Source organism: Bradyrhizobium sp. NC92, from assembly GCF_025200865.1.
Lineage (GTDB): Bacteria > Pseudomonadota > Alphaproteobacteria > Rhizobiales > Xanthobacteraceae > Bradyrhizobium.
Genome location: NZ_CP104171.1, coordinates 219,877 through 242,743, shown reverse-complemented (window position 1 = coordinate 242,743; position 22,867 = coordinate 219,877). Strand labels below are relative to the sequence as shown.

Here is a 22,867-nt window from a genome sequence, read left to right as displayed (position 1 = left end):
CGGGGTGGGGTGATCTCTCCACTCGGGCACTGTTCATCGCGGAGGGACCGTCACCCCACCCCGCTCGCGCTGCGCGCGATCGACCCTCCCCCTCCAGGGGAGGGTAAGCAAGAAATCGCGCCACCTTCGAGCTGCCACCTGCCCTTGCCGAAGCCGCATTCGGTCTCTACCTCTCGCGCAGAGTCTACCTCCGAGGGTCCCCCATGCTGGATGCCGCCATCAAGGCGCTGTCGCAAATGATCTCGCCGCCGATGCGCTCGATCCTGTGGCGGTCGATCGGGCTTGCGCTGGTGCTGATCACCGTGCTGGCGATCGGCTTGCAGCGGCTGCTCAGCTGGTTTGCGACCTCCGGCGAGGTGTGGCTGGAAGGCCTGCTCGGGCCGGGCTGGCATTCCTCGCTCGAGGTTCTCTCGTGGATCGTCTCGATCGCGGCGGGCCTCGGTGTGGTGTTCGGCGGCATCTTCCTGATGCCTGCGATCACCTCGCTGGTGGCGAGCCTGTTCGTCGACGACGTCGCCGAGATCGTCGAGCGCGAACATTATCCCGGCGAGCGGCCGGGCGCCGCGCTGCCGTTCAGCCAGGCTATGCTCGAGGGCATCAAGACCGCGCTGCTGACGATCCTGGTCTATCTGATCGCTCTGCCGCTGGTGCTGTTCGCCGGCGCCGGCTTCCTGATCTTCTTTATCGCCGCGGCGTGGCTGCTCGGCCGCGAATATTTCGAGCTCGCCGCGATGCGCTTCCGCCCGCCGGAGGAAGCCAAGGCGATGCGGCGCGACAATGCCGCGACCATCTTCACCGCCGGTCTGTTCATCGCCGCCTTCGTCTCGATCCCGATCGTCAATCTGGCGACGCCGATCTTCGGCATGGCCTTCATGGTCCACATGCACAAGCGCCTGTCAGGCCCGCGGCCCGAGCTGATCGAGCCGGCGCGGCAGGTGCGATAAATGCACCCGGCACGGCGCTGTCTCAGACCGTCTTCTCCGGCCAGCGACAGAGATCGTTGATCAGGCAGACCTCGCAGCGCGGCTTGCGGGCAAGGCAGGTATAGCGGCCGTGCAGGATCAGCCAATGATGCGCGTGCAGCATGAACTCGGCCGGGATTACCTTTTCGAGACCGAGCTCGACCTCGAGCGGTGTCTTGCCCGGCGCAAGTCCGGTGCGGTTGCCGACGCGGAAGACGTGCGTGTCGACCGCCATGGTGTGCTCGCCGAAGGCCATGTTGAGCACGACGTTGGCGGTCTTGCGTCCTGCACCGGGCAATGACTCGATCTCGGCCCGCGTGCGCGGCACCTCGCCACCGAAATCGCTGAGCACCTTCGCCGACAACGCGATGACGTTTTTCGCCTTGGTGCGGTAGAGGCCGATGGTCTTGATGTAGTCGCGCAAGCGCTCCTCGCCGAGATCGAGCATCTTCTGCGGCGTGTCGGCAACCTCGAACAACGCCCGCGTCGCCTTGTTGACGCCGGCATCGGTCGCCTGCGCCGACAGCACCACGGCGACCAGCAGCGTGAACGGATTGACGTGCTCGAGCTCGCCCTTCGGCTCCGGATTGGCCTTTCGGAAGCGGCTGAAGACCTCGTGGACCTCGGCGGGAGTCCAGGGCCTTGTGGCTTTGAGCGATTTCTTCGCGGGCGCTTTCGGCTTGGTCGCGACCGGTTTGGCCTTTTTCTTCGGAACTGCCGCTCTGCGCGGGACCGGCTTGCGGGTGATTTTCGCCATGATCGGGATATACTGATGGACGATGAGCACAGGCAACGAAATTGCGTGGCCGCGATCTGATAGCGAGGACGAGCCTCAGATCTTCTCCGCGCTGCTGACGCCGCACCGCTCGCTGAACCGCACCGGCTTTCTCGCCGTGATGCTGTTCCTGAGCGCCGTCAGCTTCGTCACGGGCGTCGCTTTCCTGATAATGGGCGCCTGGCCGGTGTTCGGCTTCTTCGGTCTCGACGTGCTCGTGATCTGGTGGGCCTTCAAGGTCAATTTTCGCGCGGCACGGGCCAGCGAGGAGATCGTGGTGACGCCGACGGAATTGCGGGTGCGACGCGTCAGCCATCGCGGCCAGGTTGCCGAATGGACCTTCAATCCGCTCTGGGTCAGGCTCGACCAGGAGGTCGACGAGGAATACGGCATCGAGCACCTCTATCTGATCTCCCGCGGCCGCCGGCTGCTCATCGCAGGCTTTCTCGGGCCGGAAGAAAAAGCAAGCTTTTACAATGCCTTGGTTGTCGCCCTGAACGCCGCGCGGCGTGGCCCGACCTATAATCCGGTGACCTGAGCACAGTCGGAAATCGGGTGGTTTCGCGCCGCCCCCTTCCCTACATTTCCAGTCATGATGACCCTTGCGATACATGACCAGCGCCTGACCAAACCGGGCACCCAGAACGCCGCGTTGCGCGACTATGATTCGGTGCGGCGGGCGATCGCGTTCATCTCGGCGAACTGGCGCGCGCAGCCGACCATCGAGGCGATGGCGGATGCCGCCGGCGTGACGCCGGACGAACTGCACCATCTGTTCCGCCGCTGGGCCTCGATCACGCCGAAGGCTTTCATGCAGGCGCTCACCCTCGACCACGCCAAGAACCTGCTGCGGGATTCCGCCAGCATCCTCGACGCGGCGCTCGACTCCGGCCTGTCGGGGCCGGGCCGGCTGCACGATCTCTTCGTGACGCATGAGGCGATGTCGCCGGGCGAATGGAAGAACGGCGGCGCGGGGCTCACCCTGCGCTACGGCTTCCATCCCTCGCCGTTCGGTACCGCGATCGTGATCGCCACCGACCGCGGCTTGTCGGGCCTCGCTTTCGCCGATCACGGCGAGGAGAAGATCGCGCTCGCCGACATGACGCGGCGCTGGCCGAACGCCACCTATGTGGAAGATCACGACGGCACCGCGCCGATCGCAGCGCGCATCTTCGATCCAAAGCTGTGGCGGCCGGATCAGCCGCTGCGCGTGGTGCTGATCGGCACCGATTTCGAAGTGCGGGTGTGGGAGACGCTCTTGAGAATTCCGATGGGGCGCGCGGTGTCCTATTCCGACATCGCCTGCAACATCAACAATCCGAAGGCCTCGCGCGCCGTCGGCGCGGCCGTCGGCAAGAACCCGGTCTCCTTCGTCGTGCCCTGCCATCGCGCGCTCGGCAAGAGCGGCACGCTGACCGGCTACCATTGGGGCATCACCCGCAAGCAGGCCATGCTGGGCTGGGAAGCCGGGCAGCTGGGGCTGCAGTAGGCGTAACAAGCACAGTGCCGTAGGGTGGGCAAAGGCGCAAAGCGCCGTGCCCACCATCTCTCTTAAACCGCTGACGCTGCGTGGGCACGCTGCGCTTTGCCCACCCTACGGCACCGCGTGTGTGGCGAAACTCAGCCCGCCAGATCCAGCTTCGAGGCCACGGTCGAGTCGGCGTTGAGGCGGTAGATGATCGGCACGCCGGTCGCGAGCTCGCGCTTCAAAATGCCTTCGGGCGAGAGCTTTTCCAGCACCATGATCAGCGCGCGCAGCGAGTTGCCGTGGGCGGCAACCAGCGTGCGCTTGCCGTTGAGCACGCCGGGCAGGATCTCCTGCACGTAATACGGCAGCGCGCGCGCGAGCGTGTCCTTCAGGCTTTCGCCGCCGGGCGGCGGCACGTCGTAGGAGCGGCGCCAGACATGGACCTGCTCCTCGCCCCATTTCTTGCGGGCGTCGTCCTTGTTGAGACCGGAGAGATCGCCGTAGTCGCGCTCGTTCAGCGCGAGGTTCTTCGAGGTCGGCAGACCCTCCTGGCCAAGCTCGGCAAGAATGAGATCGAGCGTGTGCTGCGCGCGCGTCAGCACCGAGGTGAAAGCGACGTCGAACACCAGGCCCTGTGCCTTCAGCTTGCGGCCGGCTTCCTTGGCTTCGTTCACACCGAGCTCGGTGAGGTCGGGGTCCTTCCATCCCGTGAACAGGTTCTTCAGATTCCATTCGCTCTGGCCATGGCGCACGAGCACGAGAAGACGTTCGCTCATCAACTGCTTTCCGTGTTGTTCAGTTTAGATGTCGGATAGGCCGAGCACGTCGGCCATGGAGTAGTGCCCCGGCTTCTTGCCATGCGCCCATAGTGCCGCCTTCAGCGCGCCATGTGCGAACAGCATGCGGTCCTCGGCCTGATGCGACAGCGTCAGGCGCTCGAACGCGCCGAGGAAGGTCACGCTGTGATCGCCGGCGACGGTGCCGCCGCGCAAGGAGGCAAAACCGATATGTCCCGGCTTGCGCGCGCCGGTGATGCCGTCACGCCCACGCTCGGAATGGTCATCGAGGCTGACGCCGCGGCCACTGGCTGCGGCCTGGCCCAGCATCAGCGCCGTGCCCGAGGGCGCATCGACCTTCATGCGGTGATGGGTCTCGACGATCTCGATGTCAAAGCTCTGGTCGAGCGCCTTGGCGACGCGCTTGACCACGGCGGCGAGCAGATTGACGCCGAGGCTCATATTGCCCGACTGCACCACGACGGCGCGGTTGGTGACGCTCTTGATCACCGCATTGTCGGAGCCGGACAGCCCGGTGGTGCCGATGACGTGCACGAGGCCGCGTTCGGCGGCGATCGCGACATTGGCGATGGTCGCCGCCGGCACGGTGAAATCGAGGATGCCGTCGGCGTCCTTGGACATCGCCCAGAGATCGGCGGAAAGCTTGATGCCATTGGCCGGCAGGCCTGCGAGCACGCCGGCATCCTTGCCGAGCAGGTCGGAGCCCGGCGCCTCCAGCGCGCCGGCCAGCACCGCACCCTTGCTCTCGGCAATTGCCCGCACCAGCGCCCGGCCCATCCGGCCGCCGGCTCCCGCAACAATCAACCGCATGTCGGACATGGTGTGATCCTCTTCGGAGCCGTTGTAGCGGGGGGAGGCAGTTCCGGCAACCGAGGGGGATCTGGGGCGGTGACGCGCTCTTACCCTCCCCTGGAGGGGGAGGGTCGATCGCGCGCAGCGCGAGCGGGGTGGGGTGACGGTCCCTCCGCGACGAACAGTGCCCGCGTGGAGAGATCACCCCACCCCGCTGCGCATTCCGCTTCGCTCCATGCTCAGCGACCCTCCCCCTCCAGGGGAGGGTAAGAAAGCGTCTCAGCCGTCCTGCGGCTGCGGGCCGTCATAGCCCTCGATGACGATGAGGTCGGCGATCGAGTGTGGCTGGCGCACCTTGATGTTGGCCTGGTATTCCGGCGAGTTGTAGCAGGCGAGCGCGGTCTCGTAGTCCGGGAATTCGATCACGACGTTGCGGTTGCGGCTGGCGCCTTCGACGGCGGTGAACTTGCCGGCGCGGACGACGAAGCGGCCGCCCCATTTCTGGAAGATGGGACCGTTGGCGATCGCGTAGGGCTTGTAGCCCTCGTCATTGCTGACATCGACACGCCCGATCCAGTAACCCTTTGCCATTGTTCTTCTCCCTGTTGTTGGTGGGTTAACCGAGCGCCTGCGCGATCTCGGCGTGGATGGCTTCGGCTGTTGCCCTGGGATCGACAGCCTCGATCACGGGTCGCGCAACGACGAGGTAGTCGGCACCCGCAGCGATCGCGCGCCCGGGGGTCATGATGCGTTTTTGATCGCCAGCGGCCGTGCCGGCGGGCCGGATGCCTGGGGTGACGAGACTCGTCTGGTGCCCCACGATCTTGCGCAGATTGCCGACCTCCTCCGGCGCGCAGACAATGCCGGCAACGCCAAGCGCCTGCGCTTGCGCCGCCCGCGCTTCAACCAGTTCGGAAACGTGGAGTCGATAGCCCGCTGCATGCAGGTCGTCGTCGTTGTAGGAGGTCAGCACAGTGACGGCGAGAATTTTCAACCCGGAGCCCGCGCAACCTTCGACCGCCGCCTTCATCGTCTGCGGATAGGCATGGACGGTCAGAAAGGTAGCGCCGAGCCTGATGATGCTCTGAACACCCTGCATCACGGTATTGCCGATGTCGTGCAGCTTGAGATCGAGAAAGACCTTCTTGCCGCTGTCGGCAAGCTTGGCGACGAGGGGCAGCCCGCCGGCGTAAGCGAGGCGATAACCGATCTTGTAGAAGGTGACGCTGTCGCCGAGCCTTGCGACCATCGCCTCCGCGGCATCCACGCTGGGCAGATCGAGGCCTACGATCAGGCGGTCCCTTGGGGCGATTTCGGCTGGCGTCATGTCACCTCACATCATGCGTTGGGAAACGTCGATCAACTGCGCGACCAGCTCCTTCAAGGCGGCGATATCGCCCTCGTTCTTCAGCCTGTCCATATCGTCATAGGCCTGGTCGGCAAAGGCGAGCGTGAGCTGGCTCGCAATCACATTGGCGTGGCAGGAGGAGAGGATCAGCCGCAGCGCCTGCAGCGCGCGGGCGGCACCTAACCGGCTCTGGGACGCGCCGGCAAGCGCGAAGACGCGGTTGCGGAACACCTCGCCGCGCGCCTCGTGCAGCTCGTGCACGCGGCTGACCCAGTCGATCGCGTTCTTCAGCAGCGGCGGCACCGAGGCGTTGTATTCGGGCGAGACGATGAGGACGCCGTGATGCGCGCCGATCATGCGCTTCAGATTGATCGCGTGCTTGGGCACGCCGGATTTGGCCTGGAGATCGCCGTCGTAGATCGGCAGCGGAAAATCGGCGAGCGAGATGCGGGTGACGTCGACGCCGGCCTGCGCGAATTCGTAGGCCGCCACCGCCGCCAGCTTCGCATTGTGCGAGCCGGTGCGCAGCGAGCCGGGAATGATCAGGATCTTGGGAGCTGGCATCCAATCCCACGCGTTCGGCGAAACGAGCCCGCCGCGCAAAGGAGGAGCCGGCGGAATTAATGCTTGCGATACACCCAGACGCGGGCCGGCGGAAGGTTCATCCAGATCCGTTCCGAGGCCTCTGTGGACACGCCGGGCAGCGATTTCGGGATCGGCGGCACCACCGCATAGGTGAACTGGATGAAGGGCGCACCAGGTGCGAGAGCGGTGAAGGCATCGCGGACGAGCCGCAGCCGCGTCAGCATCGGTTTTGTGACGAGCGGCAGGCCGGACACGACCGCACTGGCCGGCGCGCTCAAGACATTCCAGAGCGTATCGCGCAGGCGATAGGCATCGCCCTGCACCACCTTGGCTTGCGGGTAGCGGTCACGCAGCAGCGCGCAGAAGCCGGGATTGTATTCGACGAGAACGAGACGCTTCTGGTCGACGCCGCGCTCGATCAGCGCGGAGGTGATGGCGCCGGTGCCGGGTCCGAGCTCGACCACCGGTGCGTCGGAATCGGGATCGACATAATGCGCCATGGTCCGCGCCAGCAGCTTGCCGGACGGCATCACCGCGCCCATGTGCAGGGGCTTTTCGATCCACGACCTGAGAAAGCGCACCTCGTCGTCAAGACGAGGCTTCTTCAACGCACGCGCGGACGATGGCAATGGCATGTCGGGACCGGACGGAACCGCGGGACCGCGGCGTGTCAGAAAATGGTCATAAAGACGTATAGGCCGGAGGCGATACGGTCAAGACGAGTCAATTCGCCCGATTGCCGAAGAAATCCTTGACCTTGGCGAAGAAACCCTCGGCTTCCGGCTGGGTGTTGCCGGAGGAGAGCTTTTCGAACTCGGCCAGCAATTCCTGCTGCTTCTTGGTCAGGTTCTGCGGGGTCTCGACCATGACCTGAACGTACATGTCGCCCATCTGGCGCGACCGCAGCACCGGCATGCCCTTTGATGCAATGCGGAATCGGCGGCCCGACTGGGTGCCGGCGGGCACCTTCACCTTGGTCTTGCCCTTCTCGATGGTCGGCACCTCGAATTCGCCGCCGAGCGCGGCGGTGACCATCGAGATCGGCACGCGACAATGCAGGTCGGCGCCGTCGCGCTGGAAGAACTGGTGCTGGGCCAGCGACAGGAAGATGTAGAGATCGCCGGGCGGCCCGCCGCGGACGCCGGCCTCGCCCTCGCCGGCGAGCCTGATCCGTGTGCCGTCCTCGACGCCTTGCGGAATGTTGACCGAGAGCGTCCGCTCGCGGGTCACCCGCCCTTGTCCCGAGCAGGACGGGCAGGCGTCCTCGATCATCTGGCCGCGGCCCTGACAGCCCGGGCAGGTCCGCTCCAGGGTGAAGAAGCCCTGCGACTGCCGCACGCGGCCGGCGCCGCCGCAGGTCGAGCAGGTCTTCGGCTTGGTGCCGGCCTTGGCGCCGATGCCCGAGCAGGCCTCGCAGGTGACCGAGACCGGAATCTCGATCTGCGCGGTCTTGCCGCCAAAAGCTTCCTCGAGGGTGATTTCCATGTTGTAGCGCAGGTCCGCGCCGCGCTCGCGGCCGCCGCGGCCACGCTGTCCGGCCATGCCGAACAGATCCTCGAAGATGTCAGAGAAAGAGGAGGCGAAGCCCGCACCGAAACCGGCGCCGCCGCCCTGCTCGAACGCGGCGTGGCCGTAGCGATCATAGGCGGCGCGCTTGTCCTTGTCCTTCAGGACCTCGTAAGCCTCGTTGATTTCCTTGAACTTGACTTCGCTGGTCTCATCCCCCGGATTGCGGTCGGGATGGAATTTCATTGCGAGCTTGCGGAACGACGATTTCAGCTTGCCTTCGTCGGCGTCGCGTTCGACTTCGAGGGTCTCGTAATAGCAGCGCTTGGTGGACGTGGACATGTGGGACTCGGTCTATCCAATCGCGATTCAAGTTGGAGCAAAACGACGTCGCCAAGCGACGATATAGGCAGCCTTCCGCCTTGCGGCAGAGGGCACCGTGCCTGCGTTCAGCATAACGGTCGGGAATTGATTGATCGTAACGGGCGCCTCGCCCCGTCCCGACACGACGGCCTCCCCCGCGAGGGAGGAGGCCGGTAGCGTGTGTGGGGTCCAAGCCGTCCGCATCGTCACCCTCTCGGGGCTTAAGCGGACTTCTTGTTGTTCTTGTCGTCGTCGACCTCGGTGAATTCCGCGTCGACGACGTCGTCCTTGGCCGCGTCCTTCTTGGCGTCGGCCTCGGCCTGCTGCTTGTACATGGCCTCGCCGAGCTTCATCGAAGCCTGCGCCAGCGTCTGGGTCTTGGCCTTGATCGCCTCGGCATCGTCGCCCTTCAGCGCTTCCTTGAGGTCGCTGACGGCATCCTCGATGGCGCGGCGCTCGCTCTCGGCAACCTTCGAGCCGTGCTCGGCCAAGGCCTTCTCGGTCGAATGCACCAGACCATCCGCCTCGTTCTTGGCGGTGACGGCCTCGCGACGCTTCTTGTCCGCCTCGGCATTGGCCTCGGCATCCTTGACCATCTTCTCGATGTCGGCTTCCGACAGGCCGCCGGAGGCCTGGATGCGGATCTGCTGCTCCTTGCCGGTGGCCTTGTCCTTGGCCGAGACGTTGACGATGCCGTTGGCGTCGATGTCGAAGGTCACCTCGATCTGCGGCATGCCGCGCGGGGCCGGCGGAATGCCCATCAGGTCGAACTGGCCGAGCATCTTGTTGTCGGCCGCCATTTCACGCTCGCCCTGGAAGACGCGGATGGTGACGGCATTCTGATTGTCTTCAGCCGTCGAGAACACCTGGCTCTTCTTGGTCGGGATCGTGGTGTTGCGGTCGATGATGCGGGTGAACACGCCGCCCAGCGTCTCGATGCCCAGCGACAGCGGGGTCACGTCGAGCAGCAGCACGTCCTTGACGTCGCCCTGGAGCACGCCGGCCTGGATCGCGGCGCCGATCGCCACGACTTCGTCCGGGTTGACGCCCTTGTGCGGCTCCTTGCCGAACAGCTGCTTCACGACTTCCTGGACCTTCGGCATGCGCGACATGCCGCCGACCAGCACGACCTCGCCGATCTCACCGGCGGTGACGCCGGCGTCCTTCAGCGCCTTGCGGCAGGGCTCGACGGTCTTCTGGATGAGGTCGTCGACCAGCGCCTCGAACTTGGCGCGGGTGAGCTTCATCGTCAGATGCTTCGGGCCGGTCTGGTCCGCGGTGATGAAGGGCAGGTTGATCTCGGTCTGCGTCGTCGAGGACAGCTCGATCTTGGCCTTTTCAGCGGCTTCCTTCAGACGCTGCAGGGCAAGCTTGTCGTTGCGCAGGTTGATTCCCTGCTCCTTCTGGAATTCGTCGGCGAGATAGCCGACCAGGCGCATGTCGAAATCTTCGCCGCCGAGGAAGGTGTCGCCGTTGGTCGACTTCACCTCGAACACGCCGTCGCCGATTTCGAGAATGGAGATATCGAACGTGCCGCCGCCGAGGTCGTACACCGCGATGGTGCCGGCCTTGGTCTTGTCGAGGCCATAGGCGAGCGCGGCCGCGGTCGGCTCGTTGATGATGCGCAGCACTTCAAGGCCCGCGATCTTGCCGGCGTCCTTGGTCGCCTGGCGCTGGGCGTCGTTGAAGTAGGCGGGAACGGTGATGACGGCCTGCTCGACCTTCTGGCCGAGATGGGCTTCCGCGGTCTCCTTCATCTTCTGCAAGATGAACGCCGAGACCTGCGAGGGCGAGTAGGTCTGGCCGTCGGCCTCGACCCAGGCGTCGCCGTTGGAAGCCTTCACGATCTTGTAGGGAACGAGCTTCTTGTCCTTCTCGACCATCGGGTCGTCGTAGCGGCGGCCGATGAGGCGCTTCACTGCGAAGAAGGTGCGCTCGGGATTGGTGACGGCCTGGCGCTTGGCCGGCTGGCCGACGAGGCGCTCACCGTCATCCGTGACGGCGACGATCGAAGGCGTCGTGCGCATGCCTTCGGAATTCTCGATGACTTTGGCGTTCTTGCCATCCATCACGGCAACGCACGAATTCGTGGTGCCGAGGTCGATCCCAATGACCTTTCCCATGGTCCTGATATCCTTCTTTTTGCGGCAGGTTGGCTGGGCCCAAGAGGCACCCGAACCGAAACCCCCTAAGATCAAACATCCGCGATATTGCGATGATTGAGGCTCATATAGGAGGGGGGGAGGGGCCCGCAAGGACCGAAGCTACGTTTCTGCCGCTAAAACATTGGGTTTTGGAAGGTGATATCCGGGCTCAACCGCCCTTGCGGGTGAGGAAATATTAACAGGTTCGGGCCTCGGCAAGCCCCTGCACCCGCGGGCCCGGGTCGCCCTGTTACCGCAAGCCCAAACCCGGTAAAAGGCGGACCGGCCGGGCAGCCGCGAGCGCTGCTTCGCGCGACAAAGCGGCCCGGTGGCCAACCATCGAACGGCCTCAATGTGAACCAATCAGAGTGCCCATGAAGCTGATCCGCCCCCTCGCCGCGCTCGCCCTCCTCGCCGCTTCCGCGCTTCCGGCCTGCGCCGCCGACGCCGTGTTTCCGCCCGGCTTGCGTCTCGGCATGGTGCCGCTGATCGGCCTCAGCACGGCCAAGACCTTTCCGGGCTTCGAGAGCGAGGACGGCAGCGTCAAGGTGCTGGTCACCGAGCTGCCGCCGGCGGCCTATGGCGAGGTCGTGAGCGCCTTCAATTCCAATCCCGGCGGGACGGGCGGCGTCAAGCAGGACAAGGTCGAGACCCCCGCGGGTCTAGCCTATTTCACCACCGAAAGCGGCAAGGCCGGCGATACGCCGGTGAAGCGCTATTCGATGATCGTGCCCGGTGCCGGCTTCTCCGGCTATGTCGCGGTGCAGATCCCGGAGAATGCGACCAAGATCTACACGGACGAGGCGGTGCGGCAGATGTTCGCGAGCGCCACCACGCGCAGGCAGGTGTCGGCCGAAGAGCAGCTCGCACTGCTGCCGTTCAAGATCACTGATCTCGCCGACTTCAAGGATGTCCGGACGCTGGCACCGGGCTCCAGCATCATCCTGGCCGACGGTGACGAGAGCGCCGGCTACGAGTCAAAGCCGTTCATCATCCTCGGCCTGATCGGCGCCACCCCGCAAGCCGCAGACGACCGCGCCCGCTTCGCCCAGGAGGCAGCGCGCCAGATTCCCGGCGTGCGCGAGTCGCGCATCACCATGTCCGAGCCGATCCGCATCAACGGCCAGCAGGGTTTCGAGACCAGGATCGACGGCGTCAGCGGCAAGGACAAGACCCCGGTTACCGTGGTGCAGTGGATCCGTTTCTCCACCGGCGGCACCTCGCTGCGCATCATCGCCAGCGCCCCGCGCGACCAGTGGCAAGCCGCCTTCACCCGCTTCCGCGCCGTGCGCGACGGGATTCAGCCGAAGGGGTGAGGCTCGAGGCTTCAACACATTCAGTGCCATCCCCGCCTAGTGCGCAATTGCGCACGGGGGCGGGGATCCATACCGCGTGACCTCACGGTTGCAGTCCGATACAGTACCAACGAAGAGTTTTCGCCAAAACTAGTCTCTGGGGTTATGGATCCCGGGCTCCCGCTTTGCGCGCCCCGGGATGACGATGATGTTGGGGCGATCAGCCCAACCGCTCATCAAAGCCGGCTGCATTTTCGGGCTTCTGTTCGTACACGAACGGAACTAGGCTTCCTCCCGTTGGATCATCCTGGAGGGAGGCATACATGCTGGTTCGGCGACAAGTCTTGGCAATGCTTGGAACGACGGCGCTGGCGACGCTGGCGCCAACCGCGCTGCTCGCGGCCGCATCGATCAAGCCGGACGATGCATCCGCGCTGCTCGTGATCGACGTGCAGAACTGCTTCCTGCCCGGCGGTAGCCTCGCGGTGAAGGAAGGCGAGCAGGTGGTGCCGGTCATCAACAAGATCTCGAAGGCATTTGCGAACGTGGTGCTGACGCAGGACTGGCACACGCCGGGCCACGTTTCGTTTGCGTCGGTTCATGCCGGCAAGAAGCCGTTCGAAACGGTCGATCTTCCCTACGGCAAGCAGGTGCTGTGGCCGGACCATTGCGTGCAGGGCACCGACGGCGCGGCGCTGTCGAAGGACCTCTCGATCCCGCACGCCGAGCTCATCATCCGCAAGGGTTTTCACAAGGACGTCGACAGCTATTCGGCCTTCCTCGAAGCCGACGGCAAGACCTCGACGGGGCTCGCCGGCTACCTGAAGGGCCGCAAGATCAAGCGCGTCTTCGTCGCTGGCCTCGCGACGGACTTCTGCGTCGCCTGGACCGCGCTCGACGCACGCAAGGCGGGCTTCGAGGTCTATGTGGTGGAAGACGCCTGCCGCGGCATCGACACGCAGGGCTCACTGGCAAAGGCCTGGGCCGATATGGCCAAGGCCGGCGTGAAGCGGATTCAGTCTGCGGATATCGCGGTGAGCGCGTAAGCAGCGCGCAACACCGGAAGACTCTCATCCTGAGGAGCGCGCTTCTTCGCGCGCGTCTCGAAGGATGAAGGCCGAGCTGCCAGAGCCGGGCCTGCATGGTTCGAGACGCCGCGCAAGGGCGCGGCTCCTCACCATGAGGGTCTGAGACTCAGTTCGCCGCGCCGCTCTGCTCGTTGTTGTTGTTCGCCGCAGACGCAGCCTTTGCGCCGCCCTTGGCGACGCCGACCAGCGCCGGGCGCAGCACGCGATCGCCGATGGTGTAGCCGGCCTGCATGATCTGCACCACGGTGCCCGACGGCACCGACGCATCGGGCACTTCGTACATCGCCTGGTGGAAGTTCGGGTCGAACTTCTGGCCCAAGGGATCGAGCTTCTTCACGCCGTGCTTTTCCAGCGCGTTGAGCAGCGAGCGTTCGGTGAGCTCGACGCCCTCGATCAGCGCGATCAGGCCGGGATCGGCCGCGGCACGCGCTTCGGCCGGAACGGCATCGAGCGCACGCTGAAGATTGTCGGCGATATCGAGCACGTCGCGGGCGAAGCCGGTGATGCCGTAGAGGCGGGCGTCGGCGACCTCCTTGCTGGTGCGCTTGCGCAAGTTCTCCATCTCGGCCAGCGTCCGCAGCATGCGGTCGCGCGCCTCGGCGGCTTCCTTCTGCAACGTCTCGACCGCGCCGGGCTCGGGATCGTCGGGCATGATGTAGGGTTTCGACACCACGGGCTCGCCGGTCGCTGCAGTCGTGTCTTCGGGTTGCCGGTCTTGCTCGGTCATCGGCTCTGGTCTCGAACTCGTTTCAGGGATGTTGGCCCGGATATCGTGCTTAAGCCCACGAAAATCAAGCGCCCGTGATCGGCGGAAAGGCCGGTCAGCCCCCCAACAGGCGGCTGACGATGCGGGCGGCGTAGTCCACGGTCGGGATCACGCGGGCATAATTCAGCCGCGTCGGGCCGATCACGCCGAGAACGCCGACGATGTGGCCGGCGGCATCCCGATAGGGCGAGATGATGGTGGAGGAGCCCGACAGGGAAAACAGCTTGTTCTCCGAGCCGATGAAGATCCGCACACCCTCGGCGGTCTCGGCCCGGCCGAGCAGGTCGATCACGCCGCGCTTGGTCTCGAGATCGTCGAACAACAGCCGCACGCGCTCCAGATCCTCCAGCGCATGCAGGTCTTCGAGCAGATTGGCATGGCCGCGGACGATGAGCTGGCGGTCCTCATTCTCGCCGCCGGACCAGCTGGCGATGCCGGCCGAGATCACTTTCTGTGTCAGCTGATCGAGCTCGGCACGGGCCTCGCCGAGTGCGGTCTCGAGCTCGAGCCGCGCCTCGGCCAGGGTGCGGCCGCGGATCCGCGCATTGAGGAAATTGCCGGCCTCGGTCAGCGCCGAGGAGGGAACTCCGGGCGGCAGCGTCAGCACGCGGTTCTCGACCTGGCCATCCTCGCCGACCAGGATGACAAGCGCTTTTTCGGGTTCCAAGCGGACGAATTCGATGTGCTTCAGCCGCGCATTGGATTTCGGCGTCAGCACGACGGCGGCGGCCCGGGTCAGGCCGGAGAGCCGCATCAAGGCCTGGTCCAGCGCCGCCTCGACCGACTGCGCCTCGCCGACGGAGGAGAGCTGGCTCTGGATCGACTGCCGCTCGGCCTCATTGAGGTCGCCGACCTGCATCAGGGCGTCGACGAAGAAGCGCAGGCCCAGTTCCGTCGGCAGCCGGCCGGCGGAGGTGTGCGGGGCATAGATCAGGCCGAGCTGTTCCAAATCGGCCATGACGTTGCGGACCGAGGCCGGCGACAGCGGCATGGCGATCAGGCGGGAAATATTGCGCGAGCCGACCGGCTCACCGGTCGCGAGATAGCTTTCGACAATTTGACGAAAGATGTCGCGGGAACGCTCGTTGAGCTGGGCAAGGCCTGCGCGCGGCGCGATCAGATGGATCGGATCGTGATGGGCCACAGACGGTAACTCCTCTCAGATCCTTATAATTTGTCCATCCGGGCCGCTTCTGACAAGCGCGGCGTTTGCAGGCCGACGGCCAGGAGGTGAATAAGCCCTTGCCGCCCACCCCCGCCCCACCTACAAGCACCGCGAACAGCCTTTTCCCGTGAGTTTTTGGAGATTTCCCATGCGGCCAAGCCGCCGTGCGCCCGACGAATTGCGCCCCGTGACGCTGGAGCGCGGCGTGGTCAAATATGCGGAAGGCTCGTGCCTGGTGAAATTCGGCGACACCCATGTGCTGGTCACCGCCACGCTGGAGGAGCGCCTGCCGCCGTGGCTGAAGGGCCAGGGCCGAGGCTGGGTCACCGCCGAATACGGCATGCTGCCGCGCGCGACCTCCGAACGCACCCGCCGCGAGGCCTCCGCCGGCAAGCAGAGCGGCCGAACCGTCGAGATCCAGCGCCTGATCGGCCGCTCGCTTCGCACCATCGTCGATCTCGAAGCGCTCGGCGAGCGCCAGATCACGGTCGATTGCGACGTGCTCCAGGCCGACGGCGGCACCCGCACGGCCTCGATCACCGGCGCCTGGGTCGCGCTTGCCGATTGCCTCAACTGGATGAAGGCGCGCAACATGGTGAAGACCAACGTGCTGCGTGACAACGTCGCCGCGATCTCCTGCGGCATCTACAACGGCACGCCGGTGCTCGATCTCGACTATGCCGAGGATTCGGAAGCCGAGACCGACGCGAATTTCGTCATGACAGGCGACGGCCGCATCATCGAGGTGCAGGGCACCGCGGAACGCGAGCCGTTCACGCAGGACGAGTTCCTGAAGCTGATCGCCCTGGCGCAGAAGGGCATCGCGCGCCTGGTGGACTTGCAGAAACTGGCCGTGGCGTAGTCAATAGGCCCATGCACCGCCGAATCACCGACAAGCTCGTCATCGCCACCCACAATCCCGGCAAGCTCGCCGAGATGAGGGAGCTGCTCGCGCCGTACGGGATCGAGGCGGTGTCGGCCGGCGAGCTCGGCCTGGACGAGCCCGAGGAAACCGGCAACGATTTCCGCAGCAACGCCGCGATCAAGGCGATCGCCGCAGCGCAGGCGACCAAGCTTCCCTCCTTCGCCGACGATTCCGGCATCGTGGTCGACGCGCTCGACGGCGCACCCGGAATCTACAGCGCGCGCTGGGCCGGCCCGACCAAGGATTTCAACGCGGCGATGGCGCAGATCGAGCGCCTGCTGCAGGAGCGCGGCGCCACCACGCCGGACAAGCGCAAGGCACACTTCGTCTCCGCGCTTTGCGTCGCCTGGCCCGACGATCATCGCGAGGAGGTCGAGGCGCGCGTCGACGGCACGCTGATCTGGCCACCGCGCGGCACGGCCGGCTTCGGCTACGACCCGATGTTCCTGCCGGACGGGCACACGCGAACCTTCGGCGAGATGGAAAGCATCGAAAAACACGGCCTGCCGCCGCTTGGCCTCGGCCTGTCGCATCGCGCCCGCGCCTTCGTGAAACTGGCGGAGATCTGCCTTGAGCCGCGCTAAGGAAGCCTTCGGCGTCTACGTGCACTGGCCGTTCTGCCTGTCGAAGTGCCCCTATTGCGACTTCAACAGCCACGTCCGCCACGCCGCGATCGACGAGGCGCGGTTTGCGGCCGCCTTCGCGCGCGAGATCGCAACGACGGCCGAGCGCGCCCCCGGCCGCGAGGTCACCTCGATCTTCCTCGGCGGCGGCACGCCCTCGCTGATGCAGCCCGCCACGGTTGGCGCGGTGTTAGATGCGATCGGCAAGCACTGGACCGTCGCCGGCGACGTCGAGGTGACGCTGGAAGCGAACCCGACCAGCGTCGAAGCCACGCGCTTTGCCGGCTATCGCAGCGCCGGCGTCAACCGCGTCTCGCTCGGCGTGCAGGCACTCGACGACGCCTCGCTGAAGGCGCTCGGCCGCATGCACAGCGCACGCGAGGCGCTCGATGCCGTCGCCATCGCGCGCCGCGCGTTCGACCGCTATTCGTTCGACCTGATCTACGCCCGGCCCGACCAGACGCCGGCGATGTGGGCCGACGAGCTCAGGCACGCGATCGATGAAGCGGCCGAGCATCTGTCGCTCTATCAATTGACGATCGAGGAAGGCACGCCGTTCTTCGGCCTGCACCAGGCCGGCAAGCTGAAGACGCCGGACGAAGCGGTCGCACGCGCGCTCTACGACGTCACGCAGGAGACCTGCGACAAGCTCGGCCTGCCCGCCTACGAGATCTCCAATCACGCCCGGCGCGGCGCCGAGTGCCGGCACAATCTGGTGTATTGGCGCGGCGAGGAATATGCCGGCATCGGCCCCGGCGCACATGGCCGCCTCGACATTGACGGGATCAGGCACGCCACCGCCACCGAGAAGCGTCCGGAGGCCTGGCTGATGCGGGTCGAGACCAACGGCGATGGCGTCGTCAGCGACGAGCTCCTCAACAGCGAGGAGCGCGCCGACGAATTCCTGCTGATGGGTTTGCGTCTCGCCGAAGGCATCGATCCCGAGCGCTACAGGGCCCTCGCCGGCCGCCCACTCGACCCCCGCCGCATCGCGCTGCTGCGCGAGGAAGGCGCGATCACCGTGGATGGCACGGGACGCCTGCGCGTGACCAGCAGCGGATTTCCGGTGCTGGATGCGGTGGTCGCGGATCTGGCGGCGTAAGGAGCTCTCGGTAGTGTAGGGTGGGTTAGCGAAGCGTAACCCACCATGCTCCCATTCGCCGGACGAAGTTGGTGGGTTACGCTTCGCTAACCCGCCCTACCCGTCGTCCTACTACGCCCCAAAGCTCTTCGGCGATCCCGCCACCGCAGCACCGCCGCCTTGCGTCACTTTCATCACGGCAAGGCCACGTTCATTGGTGCCATCCGCGCGGAAGCGGAACAGGCCGTCGATGCCGGCAAAGCCGGAGGGGTTGGTGAGCACGTCGGAGGAGAAGCGCTGGCCGCCTTGGGTGCGGGCCAGCGCGGCGACGAGCGCGACCGCATCATAGGCGAGCGTTGCGGTGCGGATCGGCTCCGCGCCGTGTTTGGTGCGGTAGCGGCCGGAGAAGGCGCGGAAGCCGGCCGGGTCGGGCGCGGCGTAAAGGCCGCCCTGCAGCGCGGCGCTGGCATAGACGCGCGGATTGTCCCACAGGCCGGTACCGAGCAGCTGGATGTTGCGCAGGTTCGCGCCCGCGGCGGTCATCGCATCCGCCACTGACACGACCGCATCGCCGTCATCGGCAATGAACAGCGCGTCCGCGCTGCCGAGCTGCTGCGCCACCGTGCGCGCGGGGGTGGCACGATCGGCGCCATATTTCTCGAACGTGACGATGCGCCCGCCCCGCCGCGGCACCGCCGCCTTCACCGCAGCCTCGACGACATTGCCATAGGCGTTGTCGGGTACCAGCACGGCGAAGGAGCGCTTTCCGATGCCGGCGGAATATTCGACGATGCGGTTGACGTCGGACTCCGGCAGGAACGACAACAGATAGACGCCGCGGCCGGCGATGCTGGAATCCGTCGAGAACGCGATCACCGGGATGCCGCGCGTGCGCGCGACCTGCGCCACCGCCGGCACCGATTGCGCAAACAGCGGCCCGAGGATGATCTCGGCGCCCTCGTCGACCGCCTGCTGCGCGCCGGCTTGCGCGCCTTGCGGGCTGCCATTGTCGTCCTTGATCAGGAGCTGGATGTTCGGGTTCTGGAACTCGGCCAGCGCCATCTCGGAGGCATTGCGCATCGATTGCGCGGCGAGCCCGGCGTTACCGGCAGCGGAGAGCGGCAGGATCAGACCGACCTTCACGCCGCCGGTGCCGGCGGTCGTCGCCTGCTGCTGCGGGCCTGCCGGCTGGGCCGGCGGTGCGGAGCTCGAGAACGGGTTGGAGAACTGGCTGAGACTCTGCTGCACGCCGGCGCAGGCCGACAGCACGGGCGCGCCGAGCAACAGGCCGAGCGCAGTCCGCCGGGTCGCCCCTGGCGATCGGGACCCCGGAACGGGAGACTTTGGATGACGCGGGCCGACCATGGCAGCTTCTCTTCTGACCGGCCGTGCGCCAGCCGATCACGACATTGCTTTCCGCGACACAGGCCGCGGATTCAGGCAGTGTGTCGGCAAATAGTTAACCAAAACAAAAGGATAACAACCGCTTAACGCGGCCGCAATCCCGTCCCGGCAGCTCTTCGCCGTCACTCATTCACTCATCAAGGCGGCGTTTCCGTCGCGAATATGGCGCGAGGGCCCTCACTCCCTCCCGACGTGATCTTCGACCGATCACATTCCCGTCCGTTCCTCGCCCTCACCTCGGCACGATCTTTTTCGGCGAGCCGGTTCCCAGCCCCACAGATCGTGCCTAAGTTGACTTCATTATGCGCGCAAAGCCGGCCCCGATAAATATGCCTGAAGCTCAAGACGCCGCCTCGCGCGGTTTCTCCATCGATGCCCATCGGCTTGCGGCGCCGAAGGCGGCGCCAGGCCTCCATCTGGTCGCGACCCCGATCGGCAATCTCGGCGACATCACCGTGCGGGCGCTCCAGACGCTCGCCGGCGTCGACGTCATCGCCTGCGAGGACACCCGCATCACGCGCCGCCTGACCGAGCGCTATGCGATCACGGCACAGCTCAAGCCCTATCACGAGCACAATGCGGAGGCCGCGCGTCCAAAAATCCTCGAAGCCCTCGGACAGGGCGGCTCGGTCGCCCTGGTGTCGGACGCCGGCACGCCGCTGATCTCCGATCCCGGCTTCAAGCTGGTGCGCGAGGTCTGCGCCGCCGGCCATGCGGTGTATGCGCTGCCCGGCCCGTCCTCGGTACTAGCGGCGTTGTCGGTCGCAGCCCTGCCGACCGACCGCTTCTTCTTCGAAGGCTTTTTGCCGGCGAAATCCGCGGCGCGAAAGTCGCGCCTCGCCGAGCTCGCCCGCATCGACGCGACGCTGGTGATGTTCGAATCCGGCAACCGCGTGCAGGACACGCTCGCCGATCTCGCCGAGATCATGGGGGCGCGCGAGGCCGCGATCTGCCGCGAGCTGACCAAGCTGCATGAGGAGATTTCGCGCGCACCATTGAGCGAACTGGCGCGCGAGGCCGATACGCTGGAGACGCGCGGCGAATTCGTGCTGGTGATCGCGCCGCCCGCGGCCGACGCCGAGGTTCTGACATTGGACGCACTCGACGGTCTGTTGCGCGAGCAGCTTGCCGCGCACAGCGTTAAAGATGCCGTGGCGCATGCGGTCGCGCTCTCGGGCCGGCCGCGCCGCGAGGTCTATGCCCGCGCGCTCGAGCTCGCAAAGGATTCGCGGGGCGGCGATGGCGAAGACTGAGACTCCTGCGGAGCCAAAGGTCGCCTCGCCGGAGCGCGTGGCGGCGTTCCAGACGGGGATTTCCGCGGAGAGCCGCGCCGCCGCCTACCTGATGGCCAAGGGCTACCGCATTCTCGCCAAACGTTACCGCACGCCGCATGGCGAGATCGACATCGTGGCGCGGCGCCGCAACCTGATCGCCTTCGTCGAGGTCAAGGCACGCGCCACGCTGGACGATGCCGCCTTTGCCGTGACGCCGCGCCAGCAGCAGCGCATCATCGACGCCGCCCAAGGCTGGCTCGCAGCGCATCCCGAGCATGCCGAATTTGAATTGCGATTCGACGCCATGCTGATTGCGCCGCGCTCGCTTCCGCGCCATGTGTTGGCGGCATTCGACGCCTCGACCTGAAAGGCAGCCCATGAAACTGAACGTCGCCGTCCAGATGGACCCCATCGCCCGCATCAACATCAAGGGCGATTCCACCTTCGCGCTGCTCTTGGAGGCGCAGAAGCGCGGCCATGGCCTGTCCTATTACACGCCCGACAAGCTCTCGATGGTCGGCGAGGAGCTGGTCGCACCGGTTCAGCTCCTGACCGTGCGCGACGAGCCCGGCGACCATTTCACCCTCGGCGAGCCCAAGCGCGAGGCTCTGAACGGCTTCGACGTGGTGCTGCTCCGCCAGGACCCGCCGTTCGACCTCGCCTACATCACCTCGACTCATTTCCTCGAGCGCATCCATCCGAAGACGCTGGTGGTCAACGATCCCGCCTCGGTGCGCAACGCGCCGGAAAAACTGTTCGTGATGAATTTTCCGCAGCTGATGCCGCCGACGTTGATCTCGCGCGACCTCGATGAGATCAACGCGTTCCGCGACAAGCACGGCGCCGTCGTCATGAAGCCGCTGCACGGCCATGGCGGCGCGGCGGTGTTCCGCGTGATGCCGCAGGACATGAATTTCGGCTCGCTGTTCGACATGTTCTCGGTGACGTTCAGGGAGCCCTGGGTGATCCAGCAATTCATCCCCGAGGTGAAGCACGGCGACAAGCGCATCATCCTGGTCGACGGCGAGTTCGCCGGCGCGGTGAACCGTGTGCCGGCGGCCGACGACCTCCGCTCCAACATGGTGCGCGGCGGCGCGGCGCAGGAGACCGAGCTCACGCCGCGCGAGCGCGAGATCTGCGCCACCGTCGGCCCGGCGCTGCGCGAGCGCGGCCTGTTGTTCGTCGGCATCGACGTCATCAACGGCAATCTCACCGAGATCAACGTGACCTCACCGACCGGCATCCGCGCCATCGCACGGCTCGGCGGCCCTGATGTCGCGGCGAAGATCTGGGACGCGATCGAAGCGAAGCGGAAGAAGTAGAGCTCTGCGCGTAGCCCGGATAGAGCGTTAGCGAAATCCGGGACGCCCACCACTCGCACCGGCCCCGGATTACGCTTGCGCTCCATCCAGGCTACGGACGATGCTCGCGGCCACCTCGCGCGCTAACGACGTATTCACCATGACGCCCCCGCGCCTCGCGTAAACGCGTGCTCCGACATGCGTGAAACTACGGGGCCGTTGGCCGGCTCAATAACGCCGCGTTCACCATCTGCCGAAAACCAGCATCGCGGCCGGCAATCGCGTTCGGCCTCGCAACACCCCTTATACTTTTGCTGCCTACTCATCGACGCGGGGGAACACGCCAGGTGCGGTTCGAGTGCCCCGCGTAAGAGTAGAAGCGTATGAATACCGCACGCATTGTCGTTCTCGTCATCGCTCTCGGCGCCGGCGGCGTCGCTGCATATCTGGCGAGCGGCTATCAGAATCCGCCCGCGGCCACCCTGCCCGTCGCCGAGAAGCTGCCGACGGTCGAGGTCCTCATCGCCAAGAACGACATCCAGCTCGGCCAGGCCGTGAAGCCCGAGGACCTGCAATGGCAGGCCTGGCCCGCGGCGACCGCCAGCAGCGCCTTCATCCGCCGCGACAGCAGGCCGGAGGCCCGGACCCAGATCGCAGGCTCGATCGCGCGCGTGCCGCTGATGCAGGGCGAGCCGATCCGCGAGCAGAAGCTGGTCAAGGCCGAAGGCTCCGGCTTCATGGCCGCGATCCTGCCGTCCGGGATGCGCGCCGTCTCCACCGAGATTTCAGCCGAAACCGGCGCCGGCGGCTTCATCCTGCCGAACGACCGCGTCGACATCGTCCTGACCCGCCGGCTGAAGAATCCGGACGGCGGCAACAGCAACGGTCCGACCGGCGGCAACGACCTCATCCTGTCGGAGGTCATTCTCACCAACATCCGCGTGCTCGCGATCGACCAGGCCCCGAAGGAAAAGGAGGGCCAGAACGCGGTCGTCGGCAAGACGGTCACGCTCGAGCTCCGGCCCGACCAGATCGCCACGCTTTCAGCCGCACGGCAGGGCGGCACTCTGACACTCGCACTGCGCAGCATCGTCGATGCCAACGCAGTCGACGGCACGCCCGAGGACCAGGCGATCAAGCGCCCGGGCGGCGTGAACGTGATCCGTTACGGCGTCCAGGCACGGCAACTGACGTCGCAGAAGTGA

General features: G+C 65.9%; 24 protein-coding genes. 12 read left to right on the top strand and 12 right to left on the bottom strand.

What is annotated here, in order from left to right:
* Nucleotides 1–203: 203 nt before the first annotated feature.
* Nucleotides 204–944 carry a sulfate transporter family protein gene (locus N2602_RS01160; RefSeq protein ID WP_260381498.1) on the top strand — a complete coding sequence of 247 codons (741 nt, stop codon included), beginning with the start codon at nt 204–206 and terminating at the stop codon, nt 942–944.
* 22 nt (nt 945–966) lie between these two features.
* On the opposite strand, the gene nth is transcribed toward N2602_RS01160, so the two are convergent.
* Complete coding sequence (gene nth, locus N2602_RS01155; protein WP_260381497.1) at nt 967–1,719, bottom strand: endonuclease III; 753 nt, start codon at nt 1,717–1,719, stop codon at nt 967–969.
* A 22-nt stretch (nt 1,720–1,741) separates the two neighbouring features.
* Here nth and N2602_RS01150 point away from each other — a divergent pair, with 22 nt between their 5' ends.
* Complete coding sequence (locus N2602_RS01150) at nt 1,742–2,275, top strand: DUF2244 domain-containing protein (protein ID WP_260381496.1); 534 nt, start codon at nt 1,742–1,744, stop codon at nt 2,273–2,275.
* A 54-nt stretch (nt 2,276–2,329) separates the two neighbouring features.
* Nucleotides 2,330–3,226 (top strand): bifunctional helix-turn-helix domain-containing protein/methylated-DNA--[protein]-cysteine S-methyltransferase, encoded by an 897-nt coding sequence (locus tag N2602_RS01145; RefSeq protein ID WP_212257817.1) that lies wholly within the window; start codon nt 2,330–2,332, stop codon nt 3,224–3,226.
* Nucleotides 3,227–3,357: 131 nt separating this feature from the next.
* On the opposite strand, the gene N2602_RS01140 is transcribed toward N2602_RS01145, so the two are convergent.
* From N2602_RS01140 to dnaK, 8 genes are all read right to left on the bottom strand, one after another.
* Nucleotides 3,358–3,981 carry a 2,3-bisphosphoglycerate-dependent phosphoglycerate mutase gene (locus N2602_RS01140; protein WP_260381495.1) on the bottom strand — a complete coding sequence of 208 codons (624 nt, stop codon included), beginning with the start codon at nt 3,979–3,981 and terminating at the stop codon, nt 3,358–3,360.
* 24 nt (nt 3,982–4,005) lie between these two features.
* A complete protein-coding gene (dapB, locus tag N2602_RS01135; RefSeq protein WP_172789470.1) occupies nt 4,006–4,821 on the bottom strand; it encodes a 4-hydroxy-tetrahydrodipicolinate reductase in 816 nt (271 codons plus the stop codon).
* A 252-nt stretch (nt 4,822–5,073) separates the two neighbouring features.
* Nucleotides 5,074–5,385, bottom strand: coding sequence for a DUF1330 domain-containing protein (locus N2602_RS01130; RefSeq protein ID WP_260381494.1), 312 nt, complete (start codon nt 5,383–5,385; stop codon nt 5,074–5,076).
* A 25-nt stretch (nt 5,386–5,410) separates the two neighbouring features.
* Complete coding sequence (pyrF, locus tag N2602_RS01125; protein ID WP_260381493.1) at nt 5,411–6,121, bottom strand: orotidine-5'-phosphate decarboxylase; 711 nt, start codon at nt 6,119–6,121, stop codon at nt 5,411–5,413.
* Nucleotides 6,122–6,127: 6 nt separating this feature from the next.
* Nucleotides 6,128–6,706 carry an NADPH-dependent FMN reductase gene (locus N2602_RS01120; protein WP_172787785.1) on the bottom strand — a complete coding sequence of 193 codons (579 nt, stop codon included), beginning with the start codon at nt 6,704–6,706 and terminating at the stop codon, nt 6,128–6,130.
* 56 nt (nt 6,707–6,762) lie between these two features.
* On the bottom strand, nt 6,763–7,362 hold the full coding sequence (locus N2602_RS01115; protein ID WP_172787786.1) for a class I SAM-dependent methyltransferase: 600 nt from the start codon (nt 7,360–7,362) through the stop codon (nt 6,763–6,765).
* An 88-nt stretch (nt 7,363–7,450) separates the two neighbouring features.
* Nucleotides 7,451–8,575: a molecular chaperone DnaJ gene (gene dnaJ / locus N2602_RS01110; RefSeq protein WP_260381492.1), complete on the bottom strand. Its 1,125-nt coding sequence runs from the start codon at nt 8,573–8,575 to the stop codon at nt 7,451–7,453.
* A 242-nt stretch (nt 8,576–8,817) separates the two neighbouring features.
* Complete coding sequence (dnaK, locus tag N2602_RS01105) at nt 8,818–10,719, bottom strand: molecular chaperone DnaK (RefSeq protein WP_036003245.1); 1,902 nt, start codon at nt 10,717–10,719, stop codon at nt 8,818–8,820.
* A gap of 395 nt (nt 10,720–11,114) precedes the next feature.
* Here dnaK and N2602_RS01100 point away from each other — a divergent pair, with 395 nt between their 5' ends.
* A complete protein-coding gene (locus N2602_RS01100; RefSeq protein ID WP_212257822.1) occupies nt 11,115–12,056 on the top strand; it encodes a hypothetical protein in 942 nt (313 codons plus the stop codon).
* A gap of 302 nt (nt 12,057–12,358) precedes the next feature.
* The gene (pncA, locus tag N2602_RS01095) at nt 12,359–13,081 is read left to right on the top strand and encodes a bifunctional nicotinamidase/pyrazinamidase (protein ID WP_172787789.1); all 723 of its coding nucleotides are present in this window, start codon (nt 12,359–12,361) and stop codon (nt 13,079–13,081) included.
* A gap of 148 nt (nt 13,082–13,229) precedes the next feature.
* Here the strand turns inward: pncA and grpE are convergent, their stop codons facing one another.
* Nucleotides 13,230–13,850 (bottom strand): nucleotide exchange factor GrpE, encoded by a 621-nt coding sequence (grpE, locus tag N2602_RS01090; RefSeq protein WP_172787790.1) that lies wholly within the window; start codon nt 13,848–13,850, stop codon nt 13,230–13,232.
* Between the two features lie 94 nt (nt 13,851–13,944).
* Complete coding sequence (gene hrcA, locus N2602_RS01085) at nt 13,945–15,033, bottom strand: heat-inducible transcriptional repressor HrcA (RefSeq protein WP_091882505.1); 1,089 nt, start codon at nt 15,031–15,033, stop codon at nt 13,945–13,947.
* A 169-nt stretch (nt 15,034–15,202) separates the two neighbouring features.
* Between hrcA and rph the strand changes: the two genes are divergently transcribed.
* From rph to hemW, 3 genes are read left to right on the top strand one after another with little or no spacing between them, the layout of a single operon-like run.
* Nucleotides 15,203–15,916: a ribonuclease PH gene (rph, locus tag N2602_RS01080; protein WP_172787791.1), complete on the top strand. Its 714-nt coding sequence runs from the start codon at nt 15,203–15,205 to the stop codon at nt 15,914–15,916.
* 11 nt (nt 15,917–15,927) lie between these two features.
* On the top strand, nt 15,928–16,563 hold the full coding sequence (rdgB, locus tag N2602_RS01075) for an RdgB/HAM1 family non-canonical purine NTP pyrophosphatase (protein WP_260381491.1): 636 nt from the start codon (nt 15,928–15,930) through the stop codon (nt 16,561–16,563).
* The gene (gene hemW / locus N2602_RS01070; protein ID WP_260381490.1) at nt 16,550–17,704 is read left to right on the top strand and encodes a radical SAM family heme chaperone HemW; all 1,155 of its coding nucleotides are present in this window, start codon (nt 16,550–16,552) and stop codon (nt 17,702–17,704) included. Before rdgB ends, hemW begins: the two co-directional genes overlap by 14 nt.
* Nucleotides 17,705–17,815: 111 nt before the next feature.
* Here hemW and N2602_RS01065 read toward each other — a convergent pair whose 3' ends face one another.
* Entirely contained in the window at nt 17,816–19,048 is a 1,233-nt protein-coding gene (locus N2602_RS01065) for a penicillin-binding protein activator (protein WP_260381489.1), read from the bottom strand.
* Between the two features lie 341 nt (nt 19,049–19,389).
* Between N2602_RS01065 and rsmI the strand changes: the two genes are divergently transcribed.
* The 4 genes from rsmI (at nt 19,390) to cpaB (ending at nt 22,867) form a co-directional block, all read left to right on the top strand.
* Nucleotides 19,390–20,340 carry a 16S rRNA (cytidine(1402)-2'-O)-methyltransferase gene (gene rsmI, locus N2602_RS01060; RefSeq protein WP_260381488.1) on the top strand — a complete coding sequence of 317 codons (951 nt, stop codon included), beginning with the start codon at nt 19,390–19,392 and terminating at the stop codon, nt 20,338–20,340.
* Nucleotides 20,327–20,728, top strand: a complete 402-nt coding sequence (locus N2602_RS01055) for a YraN family protein (protein WP_172787796.1) — start codon at nt 20,327–20,329, stop codon at nt 20,726–20,728. The genes rsmI and N2602_RS01055 overlap by 14 nt, the downstream gene beginning before the upstream one ends.
* A gap of 10 nt (nt 20,729–20,738) precedes the next feature.
* Nucleotides 20,739–21,683: a glutathione synthase gene (gene gshB / locus N2602_RS01050; RefSeq protein ID WP_260381487.1), complete on the top strand. Its 945-nt coding sequence runs from the start codon at nt 20,739–20,741 to the stop codon at nt 21,681–21,683.
* A gap of 362 nt (nt 21,684–22,045) precedes the next feature.
* Nucleotides 22,046–22,867 (top strand): Flp pilus assembly protein CpaB, encoded by an 822-nt coding sequence (gene cpaB / locus N2602_RS01045; protein ID WP_172787798.1) that lies wholly within the window; start codon nt 22,046–22,048, stop codon nt 22,865–22,867.